The following is a 21,070-nucleotide window of genomic DNA, read 5'->3' as shown; positions in this document are numbered from 1 at the left end:
AAAGCGATGTGACGATATGCGTTGGGTGAACCGACACGTTCGCCGGAGCGACGGCATCTTCCTGGGTGCGCTGCCGATCCTGCTGCTTGTGCTGCTCTACCTGTTCCTGGCGACGCAGCGCCACGCCGCCAATCCGGCCGACAAGATCCTGCCGCTGCCCGGCGGCATGGCGCAGGCGATGGCCGCGCTGCTGTTCCAGCCCGACCAGCTTTCGGGCAAGCTGCTGTTCTGGGCCGATACGCTCGCCAGCCTCGAACGGCTTGGCGCCGGGCTGGCGATCGCAACGCTGATGGCGCTCGTGGTCGGGCTGGTGCTGGGCGTGCTGCCGCCGGTGCGCGCGACGTTCGGCCCGCTGGTGACATCGATCGCGGTGATCCCGCCGATCGCGCTGCTGCCGATCCTGTTCATCGCAATGGGGCTGGGCGAGACCTCGAAGATCGCGCTGATCGTGATCGGCATTGCGCCGGTCATGGTTCGCGATATCGCCTCGCACGTCGCCGCCTTGCCGCGAGAACAGATCATCAAGGCGCAGACGCTGGGCGCCAGCAGTTGGCAGATCATGATCCGCGTCGCGCTGCCGCAAGCCCTGCCGCGGCTGTTCCACGCGGTGCGCATGGCGCTGGGGCCGGCGTGGGTGTTCCTGATTTCGGCCGAGGCGATCGCGTCGGACGTGGGGCTGGGCTACCGCATTTTCCTCGTCCGCCGCTACCTCGCGATGGACGTGATCATTCCTTATGTCGCCTGGATCGCGGTCCTCGCCATCCTGGTCGACGTCGCGCTGGCCTTCCTCAGCAAGCGCCTGTTCCCCTGGGCGCACGGAGCTGGCCATTGAGCGCCGCTCCCATCCTCAGCTTGCGCGACATCTGGGTCGAATACGGCGACAAGATCGTGCTCGAACGCGTCGATCTGGACGTCGAAGCCGGTGCATTCGTATCGATCATCGGCCCGTCAGGCGCGGGCAAGAGCAGCCTGCTGCGCATCGTGCTCGGCCAGGAAGCCCCGACGCGCGGATCGCTGCTGCTCGACGGCGAACCACTCGCGCCCGAATGCGGGCCCGATCGTGGCGTGGTGTTCCAGCGCTATTCTGTGTTCCCGCATCTGTCCGCGCTGCAAAACACGGTGTTCGGGATCGAATGCGCCAAGGCTCCGCTCTCCGCGCGGCTGTTCGGCGGCGCGCGCCGCGCGGCAATGGACGAGGCGACCGAAATGCTGGGCGCGGTGGGCTTGGGTGACAGCCTGAATCTTTATCCCGCGCAGATGTCGGGCGGGATGCAGCAACGGCTGGCGATCGCGCAGGCACTGATCAAGCGCCCGCGCATCCTGCTGCTCGACGAACCCTTCGGCGCGCTCGATCCGGGCATTCGCAAGGACATGCACACCCTAATCACGAAACTATGGCGTGACTATGCGCTCACGATCCTGATGGTGACGCACGATATCCGCGAGGCCTTCGCGCTGGGCACGCGGGTGCTCGCGCTCGACAAGCGCCGGCACGATCCGCACGCACCGCACCGCTTCGGGGCAACGGCCGTGTACGATCTCCCATTGCGCGACCGAAACGGTTCCGCTGAAAACCCGATAAAGACATTCGAGGACAGGACATGACCACCGAACCCTCCAGCCTGGCGCGGCTCAGCATGAGCCTGCCCGGCGAACTGTTCCGCCAGCTCGACATGATGGTCGAAGAACGCGGGCTGCCCTCGCGCTCACAGCTCATCGCCGAACTGATCCGCCATGCGCTCGCCGAACATGAAGCCTTCACGCGGCCCGACGACATGCTCGCGGGCACGATCACCATCGTCTACCGCGGCGATCGCGGCCGCGTGCGGCATCAGCTTGCGCAAACGCAGGCGCGCTACCTGAAAGAGGTCATCTCCTCGCAGCACGTGTTTCTGGAAGATGACCAGTCGCTCGAAGTGCTGCTGGTTCAAGGCCCAGCCATCCGTTTAAAGGACTTGTGCGACGCGCTCCGCCGTGTGCGCGGCGTGCAGCAACTCGAACTGGTCGCCACCACCGCGCTCCTGCCGCCGCTGCATGAACAGGAAGCCGCCAGCCTCCGGGGAGCCGCCGCATGACCGACGGACTCGCAAACCCGCTCGCCGCGCGCGATCACGCCCGCAAGCAGGCCGGCACTGTGGTAGAGGCGATGCCAGTGCTGCCGCCGGTGGCGCACGATCTGCCGGAAGGCGTCGCCCCGGACGCCTTGTTGTGGGAAGAAACGATCGCGGCCGGCGGCTATGCCACGCGAAAGCTGGCGCGCGGCACCCGGCTCCGGCTGATCGACGTCAAGGGCGATGCCTGCGCCTCGCTGCTGATCTTCAACGCCGAAATGCCCAGCGAACGGCTGAACGTGGCCGACACGGTCAAGATCCAGTGGAATGCCTATCTCGGGCAGGGAAAGCTGCTGCTGTCGGACATGGGCCGCGTGCTGATGAGCATCGTGGAGGACACTGCGAGCACACACGACTGCTTCAGCGGCACCTCCAACGCCGCCAGCAACGCCACGAAATACGGTGACGGGCGCAACAGCGGGCTCTATCCCAACGGACGCGACCGCTTCCTGCTCGGCGCGGCCAAGCACGGCCTCCAGCGCCGCGATGTCCACCCCTGCGTTACGCTGTTCAAGGGCGCGCGGATCGAGCCCGACGGCGTAATCACCCCGCAGATCGGCCCCTTCGCGCCTGGCCGCAGCATGGTGCTGCGCGCAGAAATGGACGTGATCGTGGTCATCGCAAACTGCCCGCACGTGCTCGACTCCCGGCCGGACTACACCGTCACCCCGCTGCGCGCGACCGCATGGCGTGGGCCCGCCACGCCGCACGACGATGCCATCCGCACCGCGACGCCGGAGGGCCTGCGCGCCTTCCTCAACGTCGAAGACTACCTGCGTCGCTGAAAGGACCGGCCATGATCAATCGCGACGTTCAACTCGACGGCCTTTCCGACCAGATCCTCCACGATGAAGTGGTGCCCGCCCGCGCGCCGTGGCTGTACCACATCAAGGCTGGCCAGACCTTGCGCATCGTCGATCTCGAAGGAAACCAGGCGGTCGACTTCCTGCTCTACGCCGGCGCCGACGACGCCGAACGCTACAGCGCGCAGGACACCGTCGCGGCGCAAGGCAACCTGTTCCTGCGCCAGGGCACGGTGCTGCGCTCGAACGAAGGCCGGCCGATGATGACCATCGCCGCCACTTCGGTCGATTACCACGACACCATCGGCGGCGCCTGTTCGTGCGAATCCAATACCTTGCGCTACGGCCACCACACCAAGGCCGAACACGCCTGCGTCGAAAACTTCCTCGAAGCCAACTTGCGCGAAGGCCGCGGCAAGCGCGACATGGTCTCGAACATCAACTTTTTCATGAACGTGCCGGTGGAAGCCGACGGCGCGCTCGGCATCGTCGACGGGATTTCGGCGCCGGGGCTGACGGTGGACTTGCGCGCAGAAATGGACGTGATCGTGGTCGTCTCCAACTGCCCGCAGATCAACAATCCCTGCAACGGTTTCAACCCCACCCCCGTGCGCATGATTGTCGCTGCATGAGTTTCGACACCGTCCTCATTGCCAACCGGGGCGCGATCGCCACCCGCATCATCCGCACCTTGCGGAGCATGGGGCTGCGCTCGGTCGCGGCCTATTCGGAGGCCGACGAAGGCTCGCTCCACGTCTCGCAAGCCGACGAAGCGGTGTGCATCGGCGGTGCAAGGCCATCGGAAAGCTATCTCAACGTCGCTGCAATCCTCGAAGCCGCGAGGCGGACTGGCGCCGGCGCGATCCACCCGGGCTACGGCTTCCTGGCCGAGAACGTCGACTTCGCCGAAGCCTGCGCCGAAGCCGGGATCGTCTTCATCGGCCCTACCCCCGACAACATCCGCACCTTCGGACTGAAGCACAGCGCCCGCGCGCTCGCCGCCGCCAACCACGTTCCGCTGGCGCCCGGCACCGACTTGCTGACCGACGAGGCCGAAGCCGTCACCGCCGCGCGCGACATCGGCTTCCCGGTGATCCTCAAGGCCACCGCGGGCGGCGGCGGTATCGGCATGCGCATCTGCGAGGACGAGCACGCCGTCCGCGAAGGGTTTGCCTCGGTAGCCCGGCAAGGGCTGGGCAGCTTCGGCGATGCCGGCGTGTTCCTCGAACGCTACGTCCGCCGCGCGCGCCACATTGAAGTCCAGATCTTCGGCGATGGCCAGGGGCGGATCATGCCGTTGGGCGAACGCGATTGCTCGCTCCAGCGCCGCAACCAGAAAGTCGTCGAGGAAGCCCCCGCCCCGCTCCTGCCCGAATCCGTGCGGGAAGACTTGTTCGCGGCGGCAGTCCGGCTCGGCCAGGCGGCAAACTACCGCTCGGCCGGCACGGTCGAATTCCTCTACGACGCCGAACGACAGCAGTTCTTCTTCCTCGAAATGAACACCCGCCTCCAGGTCGAGCACGGCGTGACCGAGGAAGTGATGGGCATCGACCTCGTCGAATGGATGATCCGTGGCGGCGCCGGGGACTTCGCTTTCCTTGATGCCGAACCGCCCCAGCCGAATGGCCACGCGGTGCAAGTGCGGCTCTACGCCGAAGACCCCGCGCTCGACTATCGCCCCACAACAGGCACGCTGACCGCGGTCGAATTCCCCGAGGACGTCCGCGTCGAAACCTGGTGCATGGCGGGCGGCACGGTCAGCCCGTGGTACGATCCGATGCTGGCCAAGCTGATCGTCCACGCCCCCACCCGCGCCGAAGCCGTCCGCGCCGCGCAAGCCGCCGTCGATCACAGCCGCATCGACGGGCTGGAAACCAACTTGCGCTGGCTGCGCGACGTGGTGCGCTCCCCCGCCTTCACCAGCGGCGAGGTTTCCACGCGCACGCTCGACGCGATCGACTACCGCCCGCGCAGCATCCGCGTGATCAGCGGCGGCACCGCGACGACCGTGCAGGACTGGCCCGGCCGGCAAAAGCTGTGGGCGGTGGGCGTTCCCCCATCCGGCCCGATGGATGACCAGTCGTTCCGGCTCGGCAACCGGCTGGTCGGCAATCCCGAGGGCACCGCCGGGCTGGAGATCACCTTCACCGGCCCGACGCTGTCGTTTACTGAGCCCGCGCGGATCTGCCTGACCGGCGCCGATTTCGGCGCGACGCTCGACGGCGTTCCGCTGCCGCGCGGCAAGGCGATTGCCGTCGGCGCAGGGCAGACGCTGGTGCTCGGCCGCGCCAGTGGCGGCGGGATGCGCGGATATCTGCTGGTCGCGGGCGGGTTCGACATCGCGCCCTACCTCGGCAGCCGCAGCACCTTCGAATTGGGCCAGTTCGGCGGCCATGCCGCGCGCCGCCTGCTCGCGGGCGATACGCTGCACTTGGCCGGCGAGCCGACCGACAGCCCGCTTGCCTCGGCCGTGCTCCCCGCCATGTCGAGCGAGTGGACTGTGCGCGTCCTCTACGGCCCCCACGGCGCCCCGGATTTCTTCACCGATGAGGACGTCGCCACGATCCTGTCGGCCGAATGGCAGGTCCACTACAACAGCAACCGCACCGGCGTTCGTCTCGTCGGACCCAAGCCGCACTGGGCGCGCAAGGACGGCGGCGAGGCGGGGCTGCACCCCTCCAACATCCACGATAACCCTTACGCGATCGGCGCGATCGACTTTACCGGCGACATGCCGATCATCCTCGGCCCCGATGGCCCCTCGCTCGGCGGCTTCGTCTGCCCCTTCGTGATCTTGGCCGCCGATCGCTGGAAAGCCGGGCAACTTGTGCCGGGCGACAAGGTCCGTTTCGAGCCGGTGACCATCGCCGATGCCGCGCAGGCCGACGCAATGCAGCGCAAGCTGATCGCCACGGGCACGCCGCCCGAAGCGACCCCGGCGCGACCGCTGGGCACGCTCTCCCCGATCCTCGCCGAATTCCCGCAAGCGCCGAACCGCCCACGCACCGTCTATCGCCAGCAGGGTGATCGCAACATCCTGGTCGAATACGGGCCGATCGTGCTCGACATCGAACTGCGCATCCGCGTCCATGCGCTGATGGTCGAGCTGGAGCGGCTGGCGCTGCCCGGCATCGTCGATATTGTTCCCGGCATCCGTTCGCTCCAAGTCCACTTCGACGGCGTGGTGATGGACCAGCAACAGGCGCTCGCCGTGCTGATTGCGGCAGAGGAGCGGCTGGCCGATCTCGAGGATTTCGCCATCCCCTCGCGCATCGTCCACCTTCCGCTGAGCTGGCGCGATCCGGCCACGATCGAGACGATCGAGAAATACATGAGCGCCGTCCGCGACGACGCGCCGTGGTGCCCCGACAACATCGAATTCATCCGCCGGGTCAACGGCTTGCCCGATGCCGCCGCGGTGGAGAACCTGATCTTCGAGGCCAACTTTCTGGTGCTAGGGCTGGGCGATGTCTATCTCGGCGCGCCGGTTGCTACCCCGGTCGATCCGCGCCACCGGCTGGTCACAACCAAGTACAACCCCGCGCGCACCTGGACCCCGCCCAATGTCGTCGGCATCGGCGGCGCCTATATGTGCATCTATGGCATGGAGGGACCAGGCGGTTACCAGTTGTTCGGCCGCACCATCCAGGTGTGGAACACACATCCCAGAATCGGGGGCCAAACCAACGCCTTCACCGAGGGCAAGCCTTGGCTGCTGCGGTTCTTCGACCAGATCCGCTTCTACCCCGTAAGCGCCGATGACCTCACCGAATGGCGCCGCGATTTCCCCAGTGGGCGCCGTTCGATCCGCATCGAACCATCCGAATTCCGGCTGTCCGACTACCGCGTGTTCCTGGCGCAGAATGCCGAAGCGATCGCCAGCTTCGAAGCCCGGCGCAAGATCGCCTTCGACGCTGAGCGCGCCGATTGGCAGGCGCGCGGCGAGTTCGACCGGATCAGCGATCTTGCCGAAGTGGATCAGCCACCCGCCGGCGCGGTGGTGGTTCCGGAGGGCGCAGACCTGATCGAGGCGCCCTTCGGCGGGAGCGTATGGAAGCTGCTCGTCGCCGCCGGGGACGCGGTCGAGGCCGGCGACACCATCGCGGTGTTGGAAGCGATGAAGATGGAATGCGCGGTCCACAGCCCGAGCGCGGGGACGGTCTCGGCGCTGTACGTGCGCGAGAACCAGTCGCTCCAACCCGGCGCGCCGATGATGGCATTGACGAGGCATCCATGACAGCCAACCGCAGCGCCACCGCGATCGCCGCCGCCGTCAGTGCCGGACAGACCAGTGCGGTCTCGGTAATCGAGGACACGATCGCCCGCCTTGCCGCTTACGATGTCGTACAGCCGCAAGCCTGGATCAGCCGCGCGGCCCCGGACGCATTGGTCGCCGCCGCCCGCGCCATCGATGCGCGCGTTGCCGCTGGCGAAGTGCTCCCGCTGGCGGGCGTGCCCTTCGCGGCGAAGGACAACATCGACGTGGCCGGGTTCGAGACCACCGCCGCATGCCCGGCCTTCGCTTATCGCCCCGACCAATCGGCCACGGTTGTCGAACGCCTGCTGGCGGCCGGCGCGATCTGCGTGGGCAAGACCAACCTCGACCAGTTCGCCACCGGGCTCAACGGCACGCGCAGCCCTTACGGCGCGCCGCGCAACGCCTACAACCTGGCCTATGTCAGCGGCGGATCGAGTTCGGGCTCGTCAGTGGTGGTGGCGGCGGGGCTGGTGCCGCTGGCACTCGGCACCGATACCGCCGGATCGGGCCGCGTGCCGGCCGCGTTCCAGCACCTGATCGGGTTCAAACCCACCAAGGGCCGTTGGAGTACGCACGGGGTCGTGCCCGCCTGCCGCACGCTCGATTGCGTGACTGTGCTCACCAACGACACCGCCGATGCGCGGCTGGTCGATTCCATCATTGCGGGCTTCGATCCGCCCGATGCTTATTCCAAGCCGCTGGCGGATCACCCGGTTTCAGGCAACCGCATCGGCGTGCCGCGCCGCAGCCAGCGCGTGTGGTTCGGCGATGCCGAATCCGAATACCTTTACGATCGCGCGCTCGATCGACTGGCCGGGCTCGGCACGATCGTCGAGATCGATTACGCGCCGCTGCAGGAGGCGGCGCAACTGCTTTACAGCGGCCCGTGGGTGGCCGAACGGACCGCCGCGATTGCCGGAATGCTGACGGACAATCCTGAAGCAATCGATCCGACCGTGCGCACGGTGGTGGAACCCGGCCTGGACGTCAGCGCGGTCGACTTGTTCCGCGGGATCTACCGCCTCGCAGAACTGAAGCGCCATGCCGACTTGCTGTGGGGCGAGATCGACCTGATGGCCTTCCCGACCACGGGCACGACCTATCGCGTGGCCGAAATGCTGGCCGCACCGGTCGCGCTCAACAGCGCGCTGGGCTTCTATACCAATTTCGTGAACCTGCTCGACATGGCCGCCGTGGCCGTGCCCGCCGGCACCCGCGCTAACGCTACCGGCTTCGGCGTCACACTGATCGGCCCGGCCGACAGCGACATGGCGCTGCTCGACGTGGCGGACGCCTACCTCGCCGCCGCGCAGATTGCGCCACCGCCAAAACTCGACCTGGAGGGAAAGATGCAGACCGTGAAACTTGCCGTCGTCGGCGCCCATTTGCAGGACATGCCGCTGCACTGGCAGCTCACTTCGCGCAATGCCACGTTCGTCGGCGCGTTCGAAACCGCGCCGAATTACCGGCTCTACGCGATGGCGGACAGCGTTCCGCCCAAGCCGGCATTGGTGCACAGCGAGGACGGCGGAACGATCGCGCTGGAGATTTACGAAATGGGCGTGGCCGAATTCGGCAGCTTCGTGGTCGAAGTGCCCGCACCGCTGGCGATCGGCACGGTGACGCTAGCCGACGGCAGCAGCGTGAAGGGCTTCGTCGCCGAACCCCGCGCGCTGGCCGGCGCCGAGGACATCACCGCGCTGGGCGGATGGCGCGCCTATATCGCGCAGCGCGCTTGAACGGCAAAGGAACGGACATGCAGACGCTCAAGGGACTGGTCATGGCCATAGCGGCGGGTTGCGCGGTAGTGCCGGTTGCGGCGCACGCGGCAGGTGAACAAGTCATCGAGGTCCCGGGCTTCGGCGATTTTCTCGCGGTGGACGGCAAAACGGTGTGGATGACCAACCGCAGTAGGGTCGAACAATGGTCGCGCAAGGGCAAGCTGGCCGAAGTGCCGCTGGCGCACCCCTGCGGCGCGCTGACCGTGGCGTTCGGCGATTTGTGGGTGGCCGATTGCAAGGCCGGCACGCTCAACCGCATCGACCGCAAGACCGCCAAGATCATCACCAGCATCCAGACCGGCATCGGCGATAGCGAAACCAACGTGGTGGCCGGCGCCGGATCGGTGTGGGTGGCGAGCGACAAGATGGGCACGATCAGCCGCATCGATCCTGCCACCAACACCGTGATCGCAACGATCACCGCTGATGCCGGAAGCTACACCTTGGCGTTCGGGTTCGGCGCAGTGTGGGCGGTGAGCATCGGCCAGAATTCGATAAGCAAGATCGATCCCGTCATCAACACCGTGGTCAAGCACACCGCACTTGGCGAGAAGCCGGGCTTCCTGGCGGCGGGTGAAGGCGCGGTGTGGGTCCAGGAACAGGGCGATGGCACGCTGGCGCGGATCGATCCGGCCAGCGGCGAAGTGACCGGAAGGGTCAAGGTTGGCGCATCGCTCAAATACGGTGACATCGATACAGGTGGCGGGATGGTGTGGCTGCGGACCACCGATGACCAGACGTTCGCGGCGATCGACGCCAAGACGCTGGCGATCACCGCCCGCGTCGGCAAGGCCGATGGCAGCGGGGCGCTGCGTTATACCAAGAAGGGCGTGTGGACATCGGCGCACGACGCGCACTCGCTGACTTACTGGCCCAAGCCGCCGCAATACGCGAAGTGAAACGTCCGCGGCCCGGATATGCGGGCCGCGGTCTGCTCCGTTAGCGGGCGCTTGCCAGCCGGGTCGGGGTGCCCGAAGCCTTCGCCACGCGCGTTTCGATCTGCGCGCGGACATCGGCGGCGACCGAGGTACGGCATGCCTGCGACTGGCTGTCGAGCGACAAGTGCACGCCGGCAAGCCGATCACCACACACCGCGCGGGCGGCCTGATCGATGCGGATCGCGAGGCGCTGCTGGCCGTCGGCGGTCGACAAGTCGAGCCCCTTGAGATTGAGCGTGGCCCGGCTTTCGGCAAGAGGGTTGTCGGTTGTGCTGGCCATGGCTGGAGTCGCGAATGCGATCGCGGTGAGCGCCAGAAGGCTGCTTTTCATCATCATCTCCTGCGTGTGGTACTGGTGTCGCTCTGTGGCAACCTGTGGTCCGTTTACGCCCAGGAGAGAAAACTTTCAATAGCCAATGAGTATTTGTTCTTTTATTACCGTTGTTTGAGACGGTATTACTTGCGGCTGATCGTGATCATGGCGAGGTTGGTTGTGTGACCGAACAGGCCGATCGGAAGGCCGGCTTCCGTCGTGGCATCGGCGACCGCAACGGTAATCGTGCGCGCATAAGGTTCGGACCACCCGCGCAGCGTTTCCACCGGCACGCGCGCGTGCCATTTGTGCGCGCCGGCGGTGGCGATTGCGTGGCCGTTGATGCTGACCGCCGCGGCCGGGTTGACGCGGTGGCCCCTCACCAGCAGGCAGCTTCCTGAGGCACACTTTACCAGCCGCGTGCTGGGCTGAGGCGCGGCCTGGGCCGCCTGGGTGAGGCCGAGGCTGATCACGGCGGCCAGTGCCAGGGTGGGAAAATGCGATGGCATGAGTCCGGTGCCTCCTTGCATGTCAGTCGATGTCGAGGCCGGCTTGTTCGAAGAAGCGGCGGACCGGCTCCATCACCGCGGCATGGCGTTTCCAGCGCGCGACCGAATCGCGGTAGATCGGCTGGCGAACTTGCGCGGCGCTGGGGGTGGAGACGGGGGCAGCGCTGGTGTGGAACGACAGGCAGGCGTCCGACCATTCGAGCCCGCAATGCGTAAGCATGCGACGGGTTTCGCCCTCCTGGTCGGCGACCAGATCCTCGTAGCGCACTTCGATAAGTTGGCCTGGCAGCGCCGCGCGCCACAGCGCCATCAGCCGGTCGAACCGCACGTAATAGGCGGCGATGTCGAGCAGATCGTAGCTGTAATCGTAATAGCGCGAGCTGACCGCGAACAGGTTGCGGAAGTTGCTGAGCACCGTGTCCATCGGATGGCGGCGCACGCACACGATCCGCGCGTTCGGCAGTGCTTGCGCGATGAAGGCGGCGTAGTGGAAATTGCCGGGAAATTTGTCGGTGAAGCGCAGTTGCGGATCGCGGCGGTGGTGGCTGGCGCGTTGCAGGTAATCGCGGCCGACCGCGCCCATATCACCGCGCGCGGCGGCGGCGATCGTTTCCGGGTCCATTGCGGTGGGCGTGCGCGTGCCCGCCGCCTTCTTCACCGCGAGCGGCAGCGCCTGCAACTCGCCGGCGCTTTCTACGTCGGGATGCGAGGATATGATGCGATCGACCAGCGTGGTGCCGGTGCGCGGCATGCCGATGATGAAGATCGGCGCGTCGGCCGGTGGCTCGGTCGACGGCGCAGCCTTCGGCATATTCGCCTCGATCGCATCAAACACCGCAGCATCGCGCGCGAAGGTATAGGGCAGCGTGCGGCGATGCTCGGCATTCGTGGCGCAGAGCCGGTCGAGTGCCTCGTCGGCCTGGCCCAGGTCTTCCAGTTCCTTGGCCAGCGCATAGCAGAGCAACAGCCGGCCGCGCCCGTCGCGCGTTTCGGCATGGGTGTGCGTCAGCCGTTGGACGTGGTTCCGCGCCGGGGTCTGCTTGCGTAAGCCGGCGAGCAGGTGGTGCGCCCTGGCGTCACCGGGCGCCTGCGCAATCAGGGCTTCGAGCGCGGCATCGGCCTCGTCTGCCCGTCCGAGAAAGTTGAGCGTGACCGCCTGGTTGTAGCGGTATTCGGTGTGGCCCGGCTCCAACCGCACCGCTTCCGAAAAGTGCGCCAGCGCCGCCGCGTGATCGCCGAGCCGGGCATAGACGCAGCCCATCGTGTCGCGGCTAAGCGCATCGACGGGCGGGGTTTGCTCGGCATCGCGCAGTGTTGCCGCAGCATCGCCGTCACGGCGCACCAGCGTGAACAGCTTGGCGAGTTGCGCGCGATATTCGCCCTGTGGATCGAGCGCCACCGCGCGGCCGAGGTGCTGGATACCGGCCTGAACCCGCCCTGCACTCGATTCGGCCACGCCCAGCAGGAAGTGGCCTTCGGCATCGCGCGGATTGTCCGCCACCATCGTCGCGGCGAAGCGTTGTGTTGAATCGAGGTCGCCCAGCGACAGCGCGCGGCGAGCGACGCTGGCTTGTCCCGAGCCGGCCGCGCTCATGCGGTTGCCGTGGCTCCGGCTGCTTCATCGTCCGGTGCCGCCGATTGTTTGGAAGCGCGGCGCGCTTTCCAATCATCGATCAGGCCGCGAAACGGAAACAGTGTCTGCTCGACGATCGTCAGGCGCCGCCGTTCATCCTGCCCCACGATCGCGGATTCGCCTTCGCGGAACGTGCCGAAGATGCGATCGAGCAGGATCAGCGAATTGCCATAGTTGCACCGCGTGCTTTCGTAATCGGCCGAGTGGTGCAGGCTGTGGTGCTGGATGGTGGTGAAAAAGAACGAATACCAGCGCGGGGGGTCCGAACGCACATTGGCGTGAGCGAAAGTCGAGATCACGCCGGTGGTGCCGAAAGCGGCGAAAATAGCGGTCTTTTCCAGATCAAACAGCGCGACCACGCTGAGGGTAATCAGGAACAGTTCGATCGGATTGCCGACCGCGCCTTTCGCGGCGTTCAACTGCGTGATGTGGTGATGGACCGCATGAGTCAGCCAGAACGGCCGCGCATTGTGCATCAAACGATGCATCCAGTACTGGCCGAACTCGATCAGGAACACCACCAGCGCAACCTGCAACAGCCACGGCATGTGCAAGGCCCATTGCGTGGTGATGCCCAGCGAAGCCTTCATGGCCTTGAGCGGGCTTTCGGCCAGCTTGTCGGTGGCCCAGGAAATGGCGGTGGCGCTCAGCATCACGTAGAACAGGTCGGTGAAGAATTCCTGCCGGTTCATGCGCCATTCGGCGTGACGTTCGTGGACCAGTTCGAGCAGCAGCACGGTGATTACGGTCGTGGCCATGACCACGGTGAGCGTCCAACCGTTGTCGGTCACCACCTTCGGCGCTAAACCCCAGAAGGCGATGACCAGCGCGACCATCGCCGGCGGGATCAGGTTGAACACCTGGTTCTTGGTGAATGACATGCGCGGCTCCGTTCGGTGTCGGAACTTTGCGCTGCACTGCAATATCGGGCCATATGCAAAATCGCGATGCAAGACATAGATTGGGTCTATGAGTCAGACCTAAGCCCGCGTTTGGGCGCGAACACGGCGGATCACTTCGTCCCAGAAAAGCTGCGTCGCGGTGTCTCGCGCAGGTTCCGTCCGGGCGAGCAGGAAGATATCGTAGAACGGCTCGAAATCGGCATGGAGCATCGGCCAGAGCTTGCCTTTCGCCACTTCGGCCTCCGCCACCTGGACCGGCAGGAAGCCGATGCCGACGCCCTGGACGATCAGCCGCCGCGCCTCGTTGGCATCTTCGGCCAGCCCGCTGACTTTGGTCCCCAGCCGATAACGGCGGCGCAGGTGCTTGATCAGTTCGATCTCGTCATCGCCCGTCAGCACGAAATCATCGTCGCGCAATTCGCCCAGCCGGCTGACGCGGTAGCCGAAGTAGGGGTGGCTGCGCGAGCAGTACAATTGCTGGCGCTCCACCAACAGCGGTTCGTACATCAGGCTGCCGCGCACGCTGTTGTCGTAGCCGACGCCCACTTCGACCTCGCCCTGCTCCAGCGCATCGAGCACCTGGCGCCACGGCGAGACGCGCACCTCGATATGGATCGCGGGATTGCGGCGATGGAAACTGGCGATCGCTTCGTCGAACGCGTCCGAGACGAGGCCCGAGATGATCTGGATGCGGACGATGCCTTCCACCCGCTTTGTCGCCTGCGCGATCTGGTGCGGCACCATGCGGGCGGCTTCGAGCATGTCCTCGCACAATGCCATCAGCGCCTTGCCCGCCGCGGTCATCTCCACGCCGGTGGCGGTGCGGTGGAGCAGGCTGGCCCCGACATGCTCTTCCAGGCGTTTGAGCGCGGCGCTGATGCTGGGCTGCTGTCGGTTCAGTTGCCGCGCCGCCGCGCCGATCCCCCCTGCGCGGACGATGTCGACGAACGTCCGCATCAGGTTCCAGTCGACACGGCTGGCGAATTTCCGGTCGGTCAACGGCGGCGGGTCGGTCATGCACAAGTCCTGCTGCTAGCGGTGCGGTGCGCCCCGTTGAGCAGGTTTAGCCCCGACTGCGCGTCAGGGCATAGATTAAATCGATGAACGGCGCGAGATAACTCGATTTTTCACTATGACCCTAGCAGTCGTCTGCGAAACAGCCGCTTGACCAATTTATCCTCGAGCACGCGCCCGATCAGGTAAAGCGCCGCAAAAATCCCCGCAAAAACATAAGCTGCGGTAGCAGAAGGCTTTTTCTTGCCGCTGTCCTTGTCCTTGCCATCCTTCTTGGGCTTTTCGGGAGCGGGCGCACCGAGGAATTTGTCGATCGGATTTAACGGCAGCGCCAAGTCCTTCTTGTCGTTCTTTTTCGCGGCTTTGGCATCCTTGCCCGCCGCTTCGGCCGAGGCCTTTTCCAGGTTGCCGACAAAGAGCGTCAATTGCGCAAAGCCCAAAAACAGCAACGGTGCCAGAAAGCACAGCAGCAACGCACGGCTGATCAGGTGGTAATGCAGCACTGCGCCAGCCATGCCGTTTTCGATCCGCAGCACGCCCGCGTCGAACACCGACATCTTGTCTTGCGCGGCCTGTCCCTTCTTGCGGAAGACCAGCGCATCGCCATCACGGTCGTGGCTGGTGCCGGGCTCATGAAACAATGGATCGAGCGCGCCGAACGCCTGTTCGACCGTTTGCCCCGGAGCGAGCGCGACGGATCCCCTGACGTGCCAGATCCAGTCGATGAGCTGCGTGTTCAAGCCTTTTCCTTCGACAGGTGCGCCCCGCTTCACTCGGCAGGTACTGCTGTTGGCGAACGGCCGAACTTTTCCTTCAACGCCTTCCAGCCCTCGGTGAAAGGATGGGTCATCTGCTCGCTGATCGTCATCCGACGCCCGCCTTCCATGCCCAGCAGTTCCGCTTCACCGTCGATGCAGGTGCCGAACATGCGGTCGATGAAGATGTACGATCCGGCGTAGTTGCTGCGCGTCGATTCGAAATCCTGCGAATGGTGCAGGCTGTGATGCTCGGTCGTGTTGAACAGGAAGCGCCACCACCGCGGCGAATTGAACCGGACATTGATGTGCTGGTACGTGCCGATCGCCATACCGATCGCGCCGGCCATCAGCGCTGCCCTGGGCAGGAAATCGAAGAACCCGCCGATGCCCAGGCTGATCAGGAACAGCTCGATCGGATTGCCGACCGCGCCCTTGTTGATGTTCAACTGCGTGATGTAGTGATGCACCGAATGCGGCAACCACAACGGCTGCCAGTTGTGCATCCCGCGATGCATCCAGTATTGCCCGAAATCGAAGATGAACGAAATCGCGAATGCCTGCACCAGCAGCGGCAGCCCGGTAAACCACTGGAACTTTTCCAGATGCCAATAGCCCTGCATGGCATCGATCATCGGGCCATCGCCCAGATAGCCGTCGACCAGGCGCAGCACCGTATAGCCGAGCCCGACATAAAACAGATCGGTCGCCAGTTCCTTCCAGGTCAGCCGCCAGCTATCATAGCGCGGGTTCACCCATTCGAGCGCCAGCAGCAGGATCTTGAACCCGACACCGATGCCGATCGCGGTCGAGGCCTTGGCGATCGAATTGGGCGCATAGTACCAGAACACGATCAGCCCGAAGAGCACCACCGGCTGGAACCAGGTGAAAAACCACTGCTTGAACGGGCCGCCTTGCACGCGCGGGATATTCTCCCACCCGATGGTGACTGGTGCCTGGGTGCCGACCACCCTGTTGCCGACGCGAATTCCGTTCATAGGCCCGCACTCGCAATTTTCGCCGATACCATGCGATTTTTGTCCAGCGTCAAGCAAGGAATAGCACATTCCCGCCGCCCCAACATCCGAAACGTGCAGCCATCACGCTAGATCGGATAATGGTATGAATGTCATAAATCTGGTCTATGGGGCTGCATGAATGAGCGGGGCGCATCGTTGAAGTGTCTGAAATTTTTGGATATCAATGCGCGCTGTCAACCGCAGACCAAGCGACACGGTTTGGTGTCCGGTCCCAGGGCTGGCTCCGCGGCGGGCTCGGTGGCATGACGGCGGAATGATCGCTGTTCCACGCCCTCGCCTGCCCGGACCATTGCGCTGATGCTGGTGCTGGCAGGCATCGCCGTGATCGTTGTGGGGTTTTTGCTGCGGTTCAACCCGCTGCTCGTGGTCGTGTCCGCCGCGCTGGTGACGGGCATGGCCGCGCATCTAGGCCCGGTCGCGGTGCTGTCGGCGCTGGGCAAGGCGTTCAATACCAACCGCTATGTCACGATCATCTACATCGTGCTGCCGGTGGTCGGCATCCTCGAAGCCCACGGGTTGCAGGCACGCGCGCGGGCGCTGATCGGACGCATTCGCGGCGCCACGATGGGCCGGCTGCTGATCGTGTACCTGCTGTTCCGCCAGCTCAGCGCCGCGCTGGGGCTGGTCTCGATTGCCGGGCCGGCGCAGTCGGTGCGCCCGCTGGTCGCGCCGATGGCCGAAGCCGCCGCCGAAACGCAATCGCATGGAACCGCCGATCCCGATCACGCCAAGGCTCTCGCCGCCGCGACCGACAACGTGGGGCTGTTTTTCGGCGAGGATATCTTCATCGCGATCGGCTCGATCCTGCTGATGAAGGGCGTGTTGCAGGCCAACGGCATCGAGCTGCCCCCGCTGGCGCTGTCGGTGTGGGCGATCCCGACTGCGATCGCCGCGTTCGTGATCCACGGCAGTCGCTTGCTGTGGGCCGATCGGCGGCTGAACGGCATGGGCCAAAATCCACTAGGCCGGCAGCCATGATCGGGCTCAATTTCCTTTACCCCGTGGCAGGTTCGACCTTCGCCGCATTTGCCGTGCTGAGCCTTGCCGAACGTCCGCGCCGACCAGGCAATGCAGCGTTCTACGCGCTGATAGCGGCCAGCTTCCTGATCGGCGACCGACTTGGCGACTTCGGCAACGGGTTGCTGGTGCTGGCGATTGTCGCGGTGACAACGCTTGGCCGGCTGCGTCCACGCGCGGATACGCCCTCTGCTGCCACCCCGCGCGGATCGATGCTGTTCGTGCCCGCGCTCGTCATCCCGATCACCGCATTGGCCGGCTCGCTGGTGTTCGCGCAAGTCCCGGGGCTGGTCGATCCCAAGCAGGTTACGCTGGTCTCGCTCGCGCTGGGTGTGATCCTGGCACTGGCCATCTGCTATGCCTGGCTGCGGCCCTCTGCGACCGAACCCTTCCGGCAAGGCGCGCGGCTGATGGACCAGATCGGCTGGGCGGCGATCCTGCCGCAACTGCTCGCCAGCCTGGGCGCGGTGTTCGCGCTTGCGGGGATGGGCGACGTGGTGGGATCGTTGATCGGCCACGTGATCCCGACGGGCAGCCTCGCCGGCGCGGTGATCGCCTATGGCCTTGGCATGGCGCTGTTCACCGCAATCATGGGCAACGCCTTCGCCGCCTTCCCGGTGATGTTCGCCGCGATCGGGCTGCCGCTGTTGATCCACGCGCATCACGGCGATCCCGCGCGCGTGGCCGCGATCGGCATGCTGGCTGGGTTCTGCGGCACGCTGATGACGCCGATGGCGGCCAACTTCAACCTGGTGCCGGCCGCCTTGCTCGACCTCAAGGACCGCTACGGCGTGATCCGCGCGCAAGTGCCGACCGCGTTGCCGCTGCTGGTGTTCAACATCGTCCTGCTGTGGATAGTGATCCGATGACCGTTCTGAACGCCGACATGGCCGCCGGTTTCGCCCGGCTGACATTGAGCCACCTGGGCCAGCAATACCCCTACAAGCTCGACCATGTGCTGGCCTGCGACGCCGATGCGCTGCCCCCGCGCGTGCTCCACCCGATCTTCCACGGCAGCTTCGATTGGCACAGTTGCGTCCACGGCTACTGGCAAGTGCTGACGATCGCGCGGCTGTTCCCGGACACGCCCGAAGCCGCGCAAATCCGCGCGCGCGCCGATGCGATGCTCACCCCCGAACTGGTCGCGGGCGAACGTGCCTACCTCGACCGACCCAACGCGGCGGGATTCGAGCGGCCTTATGGCTGGGCGTGGCTGCTTGCCTTGCATGGCGAGGCCATGCGCCACGATGCGCCGTGGGGTGCCGCGCTGGCGCCTTTGGCCGCCGCATTTGCCGAGCGGTTCCGCAATTTCCTGCCCAGGCTGACTTATCCGATCCGCACCGGCACGCATGGCAACAGCGCCTTCGCCCTGGCCCTCGCGCACGATTGGGCAAGAACCTACGACCCCGCCCTCGCCGCGCTGATCGAACGAACTGCAAACGGCTGGTTCTGCGCCGATCGCGGTTGCCAGGCGTGGGAGCCGGGCGGCGACGAGTTCCTGTCATCGGCGCTGAGCGAGGCCATGCTGATGAGCCGCCTGCTCGATCGCGCGGCGTTCACCGCCTGGTTCGATGCGTTCCTGCCCGATGCCGCCGCACAACGCCCCGCCACGCTGTTCACCCCCGCCACCGTATCCGACCGCACCGACGGCAAGATCGCGCACCTCGACGGGCTGAACCTGAGCCGCGCCTGGTGCTGGCGCGAAATTGCCGGCGCACTTGGGCCAAACCATGCGGTCAGCAATGTCGCGCACGCCACCGCCCGCCACCACATCGCCGCCAGCCTGCCGCATATCGGCGAGCACTACATGGGCACTCACTGGCTTGCGAGCTTCGCGCTGCTGGCGCTGATGGCCTGACGATCGGCAACCCCTTCACAAACCGCGCCTTTCGTGGTCAACCTCCGCGCATGAACAGAACCTCGACATTCGCCCTCGCCCTCACCGCCCTCCCGCTCGCGCTTGGCCCGCTCGCCTCGGCCCATGCCGAAACGCAAAGCTACTCGGTCATCTTCGGAGGCAAGGTCGTCGGCCACCTCGATGCCGCCACGAACGGCAACCGCACTACGATCGATTTCGACGTCAAGAACAACGGCCGCGGGCCGACGATGGCTGAAGTGATCGAACTGGGCGCCGACGGCCTGCCCGCGCGCTGGGACGTCACCGGAAAGACCACCTTCGGCAGCAAAGTCGAGGAGCATTTCCTCAAGACCGGCGGCAAGGCCACCTGGACCGATTCGACCGGCAAGGGCAGCGCTCCGGCCAAGGGCCCAACGCTCTATGTCGCGCAAAGCGGAAGCCCCTTTGCCGACCAGATCTACGCTCGCGCGCTGCTGGCCCGTCCCGGCATGACCATGCCTGCGCTGCCGGGTGGACAGCTCACGCTGGAAAAGGGCGAGAGCTTCTCCGTGACCGGCGCCGGCGGCCCTCTCACGGTCACGCGTTATGTCCTGACCGGCATCCAGACCACGCCGGAAACGATGCTGATCGACGACAAGGGCGGGCTTTTCGCCAGCGTCGACCCCAGCAGCGTGCTGGTCCGCAAGGGCTACGAAGGCGAAGAGGTGCGGCTGCGCAAGATGGCGGCCGACTGGTCGACTCAGCGCTTCGTCGGCATCGAGAAACAGGTCGCGCACAAGTACGATTCGCCTGTGCGCATCAGGAACGTGCGGCTGTTCGATCCGAAAACCAGCACGCTCACCGGTCCGGTTTCGGTACTGGTCAACGGCCGCGAGATTGCCGCCATAGAACCGCTCGACAGCCCGGCCACCCCCGGCGAAGTCACCATCGACGGCGCCGGCGGCACGCTGGTGGCGGGCATGTACGAAATGCACGGCCACCTGGGGCAGGACGATGCGCTGCTCAACCTGGTCGCGGGCATCACCACGGTGCGCGACATGGGCAACGACAACGCGGTGCTGGCCAAGCTGATCGATCGCATCGACAGCGGCGAACTGGGCGGGCCGCACGTAATCCGTTCGGGCTTTATCGAAGGCAAAAGCCCGTTCAGCGCCAACAACGGCATTCTGGTGAACAGCGAACAGGAAACGATCGACGCGGTGCGCTGGTACGGCGCGCGCGGCTACTGGCAGATCAAGAGCTACAACAGCATGAACCCGGCGTGGATTCCCGCGCTGGTGAAGGAAGCGCACCGGCTGGGCATGCGCGTGGCGGGGCACGTGCCGGCATTCTCGACCGAGGACACCGACATCGAGGCGGGCTTCGACGAGGCGACGCACATCAACCAGTTCGTGCTGCAATGGGTGATCAAGCCAACCGAAGACACGCGCACGCTGTTCCGGCTGACCGCGCTCAAGCGCTTGCAAGGGCTCGATCTCACCAGCGAGCGCGTGCAGCACTCGATCAAGCTGATGGCCAGCCACCATGCTGCGATCGACCCGACGCTGGGCATCCACGAAAACCTGCTGCTCAACCGCGACGGCAAAGTGCCCTCGGGCGCGGTCGACTACATCGATCACCTGCCGATCGGCACGCGTCGCGACATGATGAAGGCTTGGATCGACACATCGGCGCCGGGCGACGCGCAAGCCTACGAAGCGGCTTATGGCAAGTTGCTCGACGTGACCCGGATGCTCCACGATGCCGGGGTGATGATCGTGTTCGGCACCGATACCGGCGGCAGCTTCACTTACCACCGCGAGCTGGAACTGTATCAGAAGGCCGGCTTCACGATCCCCGAAATCCTCAAACGCGCCACCTTCGACAGCGCGGTCTATGCCGGACAGGGCGATCGCATGGGCTCGATCGAAAAGGGCAAGCTGGCCGATTTCTTCCTGGTGCCCGGCGATCCGACCAAGGATCTGAAGGCGATCAAGACCATCGCCATGGTGGTGAAGGACGGCACCTTCTATTACCCGAGCGAGGTCTATCCCAAGTTCGGGATCAAACCGTTCACGGCCGCGCCGAAGGTCACGCTGCCCGGCAGCTAAACCCAACTTCCCGTTCGTGTCGAGCGAAGACGAGACACGCGAGCGCAG

Annotated in this window: 19 protein-coding genes; 12 read left to right on the top strand and 7 right to left on the bottom strand. The window is 65.5% G+C overall.

The genetic code is table 11. From position 1 onward, the window contains the following. The first annotated feature begins 16 nt into the window (after positions 1–16). From Q0R16_RS00630 to Q0R16_RS00595, 8 genes are read left to right on the top strand one after another with little or no spacing between them, the layout of a single operon-like run. Complete coding sequence (locus Q0R16_RS00630; RefSeq protein ID WP_295630765.1) at positions 17–832, top strand: ABC transporter permease; 816 nt, start codon at positions 17–19, stop codon at positions 830–832. Continuing rightward, positions 829–1,605, top strand: a complete 777-nt coding sequence (locus Q0R16_RS00625; protein ID WP_295630763.1) for an ABC transporter ATP-binding protein — start codon at positions 829–831, stop codon at positions 1,603–1,605. Before Q0R16_RS00630 ends, Q0R16_RS00625 begins: the two co-directional genes overlap by 4 nt. Beyond that, entirely contained in the window at positions 1,602–2,075 is a 474-nt protein-coding gene (locus Q0R16_RS00620) for a CopG family ribbon-helix-helix protein (RefSeq protein ID WP_295630761.1), read from the top strand. The genes Q0R16_RS00625 and Q0R16_RS00620 overlap by 4 nt, the downstream gene beginning before the upstream one ends. Next, complete coding sequence (locus tag Q0R16_RS00615) at positions 2,072–2,896, top strand: urea amidolyase associated protein UAAP1 (RefSeq protein WP_295630759.1); 825 nt, start codon at positions 2,072–2,074, stop codon at positions 2,894–2,896. The genes Q0R16_RS00620 and Q0R16_RS00615 overlap by 4 nt, the downstream gene beginning before the upstream one ends. An 11-nt stretch (positions 2,897–2,907) precedes the next feature. Then, positions 2,908–3,546: an urea amidolyase associated protein UAAP2 gene (locus tag Q0R16_RS00610; RefSeq protein ID WP_295630757.1), complete on the top strand. Its 639-nt coding sequence runs from the start codon at positions 2,908–2,910 to the stop codon at positions 3,544–3,546. Continuing rightward, on the top strand, positions 3,543–7,151 hold the full coding sequence (gene uca, locus Q0R16_RS00605; RefSeq protein ID WP_295630755.1) for an urea carboxylase: 3,609 nt from the start codon (positions 3,543–3,545) through the stop codon (positions 7,149–7,151). Before Q0R16_RS00610 ends, uca begins: the two co-directional genes overlap by 4 nt. Further along, positions 7,148–8,911 carry an allophanate hydrolase gene (gene atzF, locus Q0R16_RS00600; protein WP_295630754.1) on the top strand — a complete coding sequence of 588 codons (1,764 nt, stop codon included), beginning with the start codon at positions 7,148–7,150 and terminating at the stop codon, positions 8,909–8,911. Before uca ends, atzF begins: the two co-directional genes overlap by 4 nt. A 17-nt stretch (positions 8,912–8,928) precedes the next feature. Then, positions 8,929–9,852: a YncE family protein gene (locus tag Q0R16_RS00595; RefSeq protein WP_295630752.1), complete on the top strand. Its 924-nt coding sequence runs from the start codon at positions 8,929–8,931 to the stop codon at positions 9,850–9,852. A 40-nt stretch (positions 9,853–9,892) separates the two neighbouring features. Here Q0R16_RS00595 and Q0R16_RS00590 read toward each other — a convergent pair whose 3' ends face one another. The 7 genes from Q0R16_RS00590 to Q0R16_RS00560 all read right to left on the bottom strand — a co-directional run bounded on the left by Q0R16_RS00590 (position 9,893) and on the right by Q0R16_RS00560 (position 16,015). Beyond that, complete coding sequence (locus Q0R16_RS00590; RefSeq protein WP_295630750.1) at positions 9,893–10,222, bottom strand: UrcA family protein; 330 nt, start codon at positions 10,220–10,222, stop codon at positions 9,893–9,895. Between the two features lie 125 nt (positions 10,223–10,347). Further along, entirely contained in the window at positions 10,348–10,713 is a 366-nt protein-coding gene (locus Q0R16_RS00585) for a hypothetical protein (protein WP_295630748.1), read from the bottom strand. 22 nt (positions 10,714–10,735) lie between these two features. After that, the gene (locus Q0R16_RS00580) at positions 10,736–12,307 is read right to left on the bottom strand and encodes a tetratricopeptide repeat-containing sulfotransferase family protein (RefSeq protein ID WP_295630746.1); all 1,572 of its coding nucleotides are present in this window, start codon (positions 12,305–12,307) and stop codon (positions 10,736–10,738) included. Then, positions 12,304–13,227, bottom strand: a complete 924-nt coding sequence (locus Q0R16_RS00575) for a sterol desaturase family protein (RefSeq protein ID WP_295630744.1) — start codon at positions 13,225–13,227, stop codon at positions 12,304–12,306. Before Q0R16_RS00575 ends, Q0R16_RS00580 begins: the two co-directional genes overlap by 4 nt. Before the next feature lie 99 nt (positions 13,228–13,326). Continuing rightward, complete coding sequence (locus tag Q0R16_RS00570; RefSeq protein WP_295630742.1) at positions 13,327–14,265, bottom strand: LysR family transcriptional regulator; 939 nt, start codon at positions 14,263–14,265, stop codon at positions 13,327–13,329. Positions 14,266–14,378: 113 nt separating this feature from the next. Continuing rightward, entirely contained in the window at positions 14,379–15,002 is a 624-nt protein-coding gene (locus tag Q0R16_RS00565; RefSeq protein ID WP_295630740.1) for a hypothetical protein, read from the bottom strand. A 29-nt stretch (positions 15,003–15,031) separates the two neighbouring features. Then, positions 15,032–16,015 (bottom strand): sterol desaturase family protein, encoded by a 984-nt coding sequence (locus Q0R16_RS00560; RefSeq protein ID WP_295630738.1) that lies wholly within the window; start codon positions 16,013–16,015, stop codon positions 15,032–15,034. Positions 16,016–16,354: 339 nt separating this feature from the next. Between Q0R16_RS00560 and Q0R16_RS00555 the strand changes: the two genes are divergently transcribed. Genes Q0R16_RS00555 through Q0R16_RS00540 form a run of 4 tightly spaced genes read left to right on the top strand, consistent with a single transcriptional unit; the run spans position 16,355 to position 21,022 of the window. Beyond that, a complete protein-coding gene (locus Q0R16_RS00555; protein ID WP_295630736.1) occupies positions 16,355–17,035 on the top strand; it encodes a DUF969 domain-containing protein in 681 nt (226 codons plus the stop codon). Further along, on the top strand, positions 17,032–17,943 hold the full coding sequence (locus Q0R16_RS00550; protein WP_295630734.1) for a DUF979 domain-containing protein: 912 nt from the start codon (positions 17,032–17,034) through the stop codon (positions 17,941–17,943). Before Q0R16_RS00555 ends, Q0R16_RS00550 begins: the two co-directional genes overlap by 4 nt. Continuing rightward, positions 17,940–18,932 (top strand): DUF2891 domain-containing protein, encoded by a 993-nt coding sequence (locus Q0R16_RS00545; protein WP_295630732.1) that lies wholly within the window; start codon positions 17,940–17,942, stop codon positions 18,930–18,932. Before Q0R16_RS00550 ends, Q0R16_RS00545 begins: the two co-directional genes overlap by 4 nt. A gap of 50 nt (positions 18,933–18,982) precedes the next feature. Then, positions 18,983–21,022, top strand: coding sequence for an amidohydrolase family protein (locus Q0R16_RS00540; RefSeq protein ID WP_295630730.1), 2,040 nt, complete (start codon positions 18,983–18,985; stop codon positions 21,020–21,022). Positions 21,023–21,070 lie beyond the last annotated feature (48 nt).

Source organism: Novosphingobium sp., from assembly GCF_025351285.1.
In the GTDB taxonomy this organism is placed as follows: Bacteria; Pseudomonadota; Alphaproteobacteria; order Sphingomonadales; family Sphingomonadaceae; genus Novosphingobium.
The sequence above is the reverse complement of the archived record's forward strand: the minus strand, read 5'-3'. Positions and strand labels throughout refer to the sequence as shown.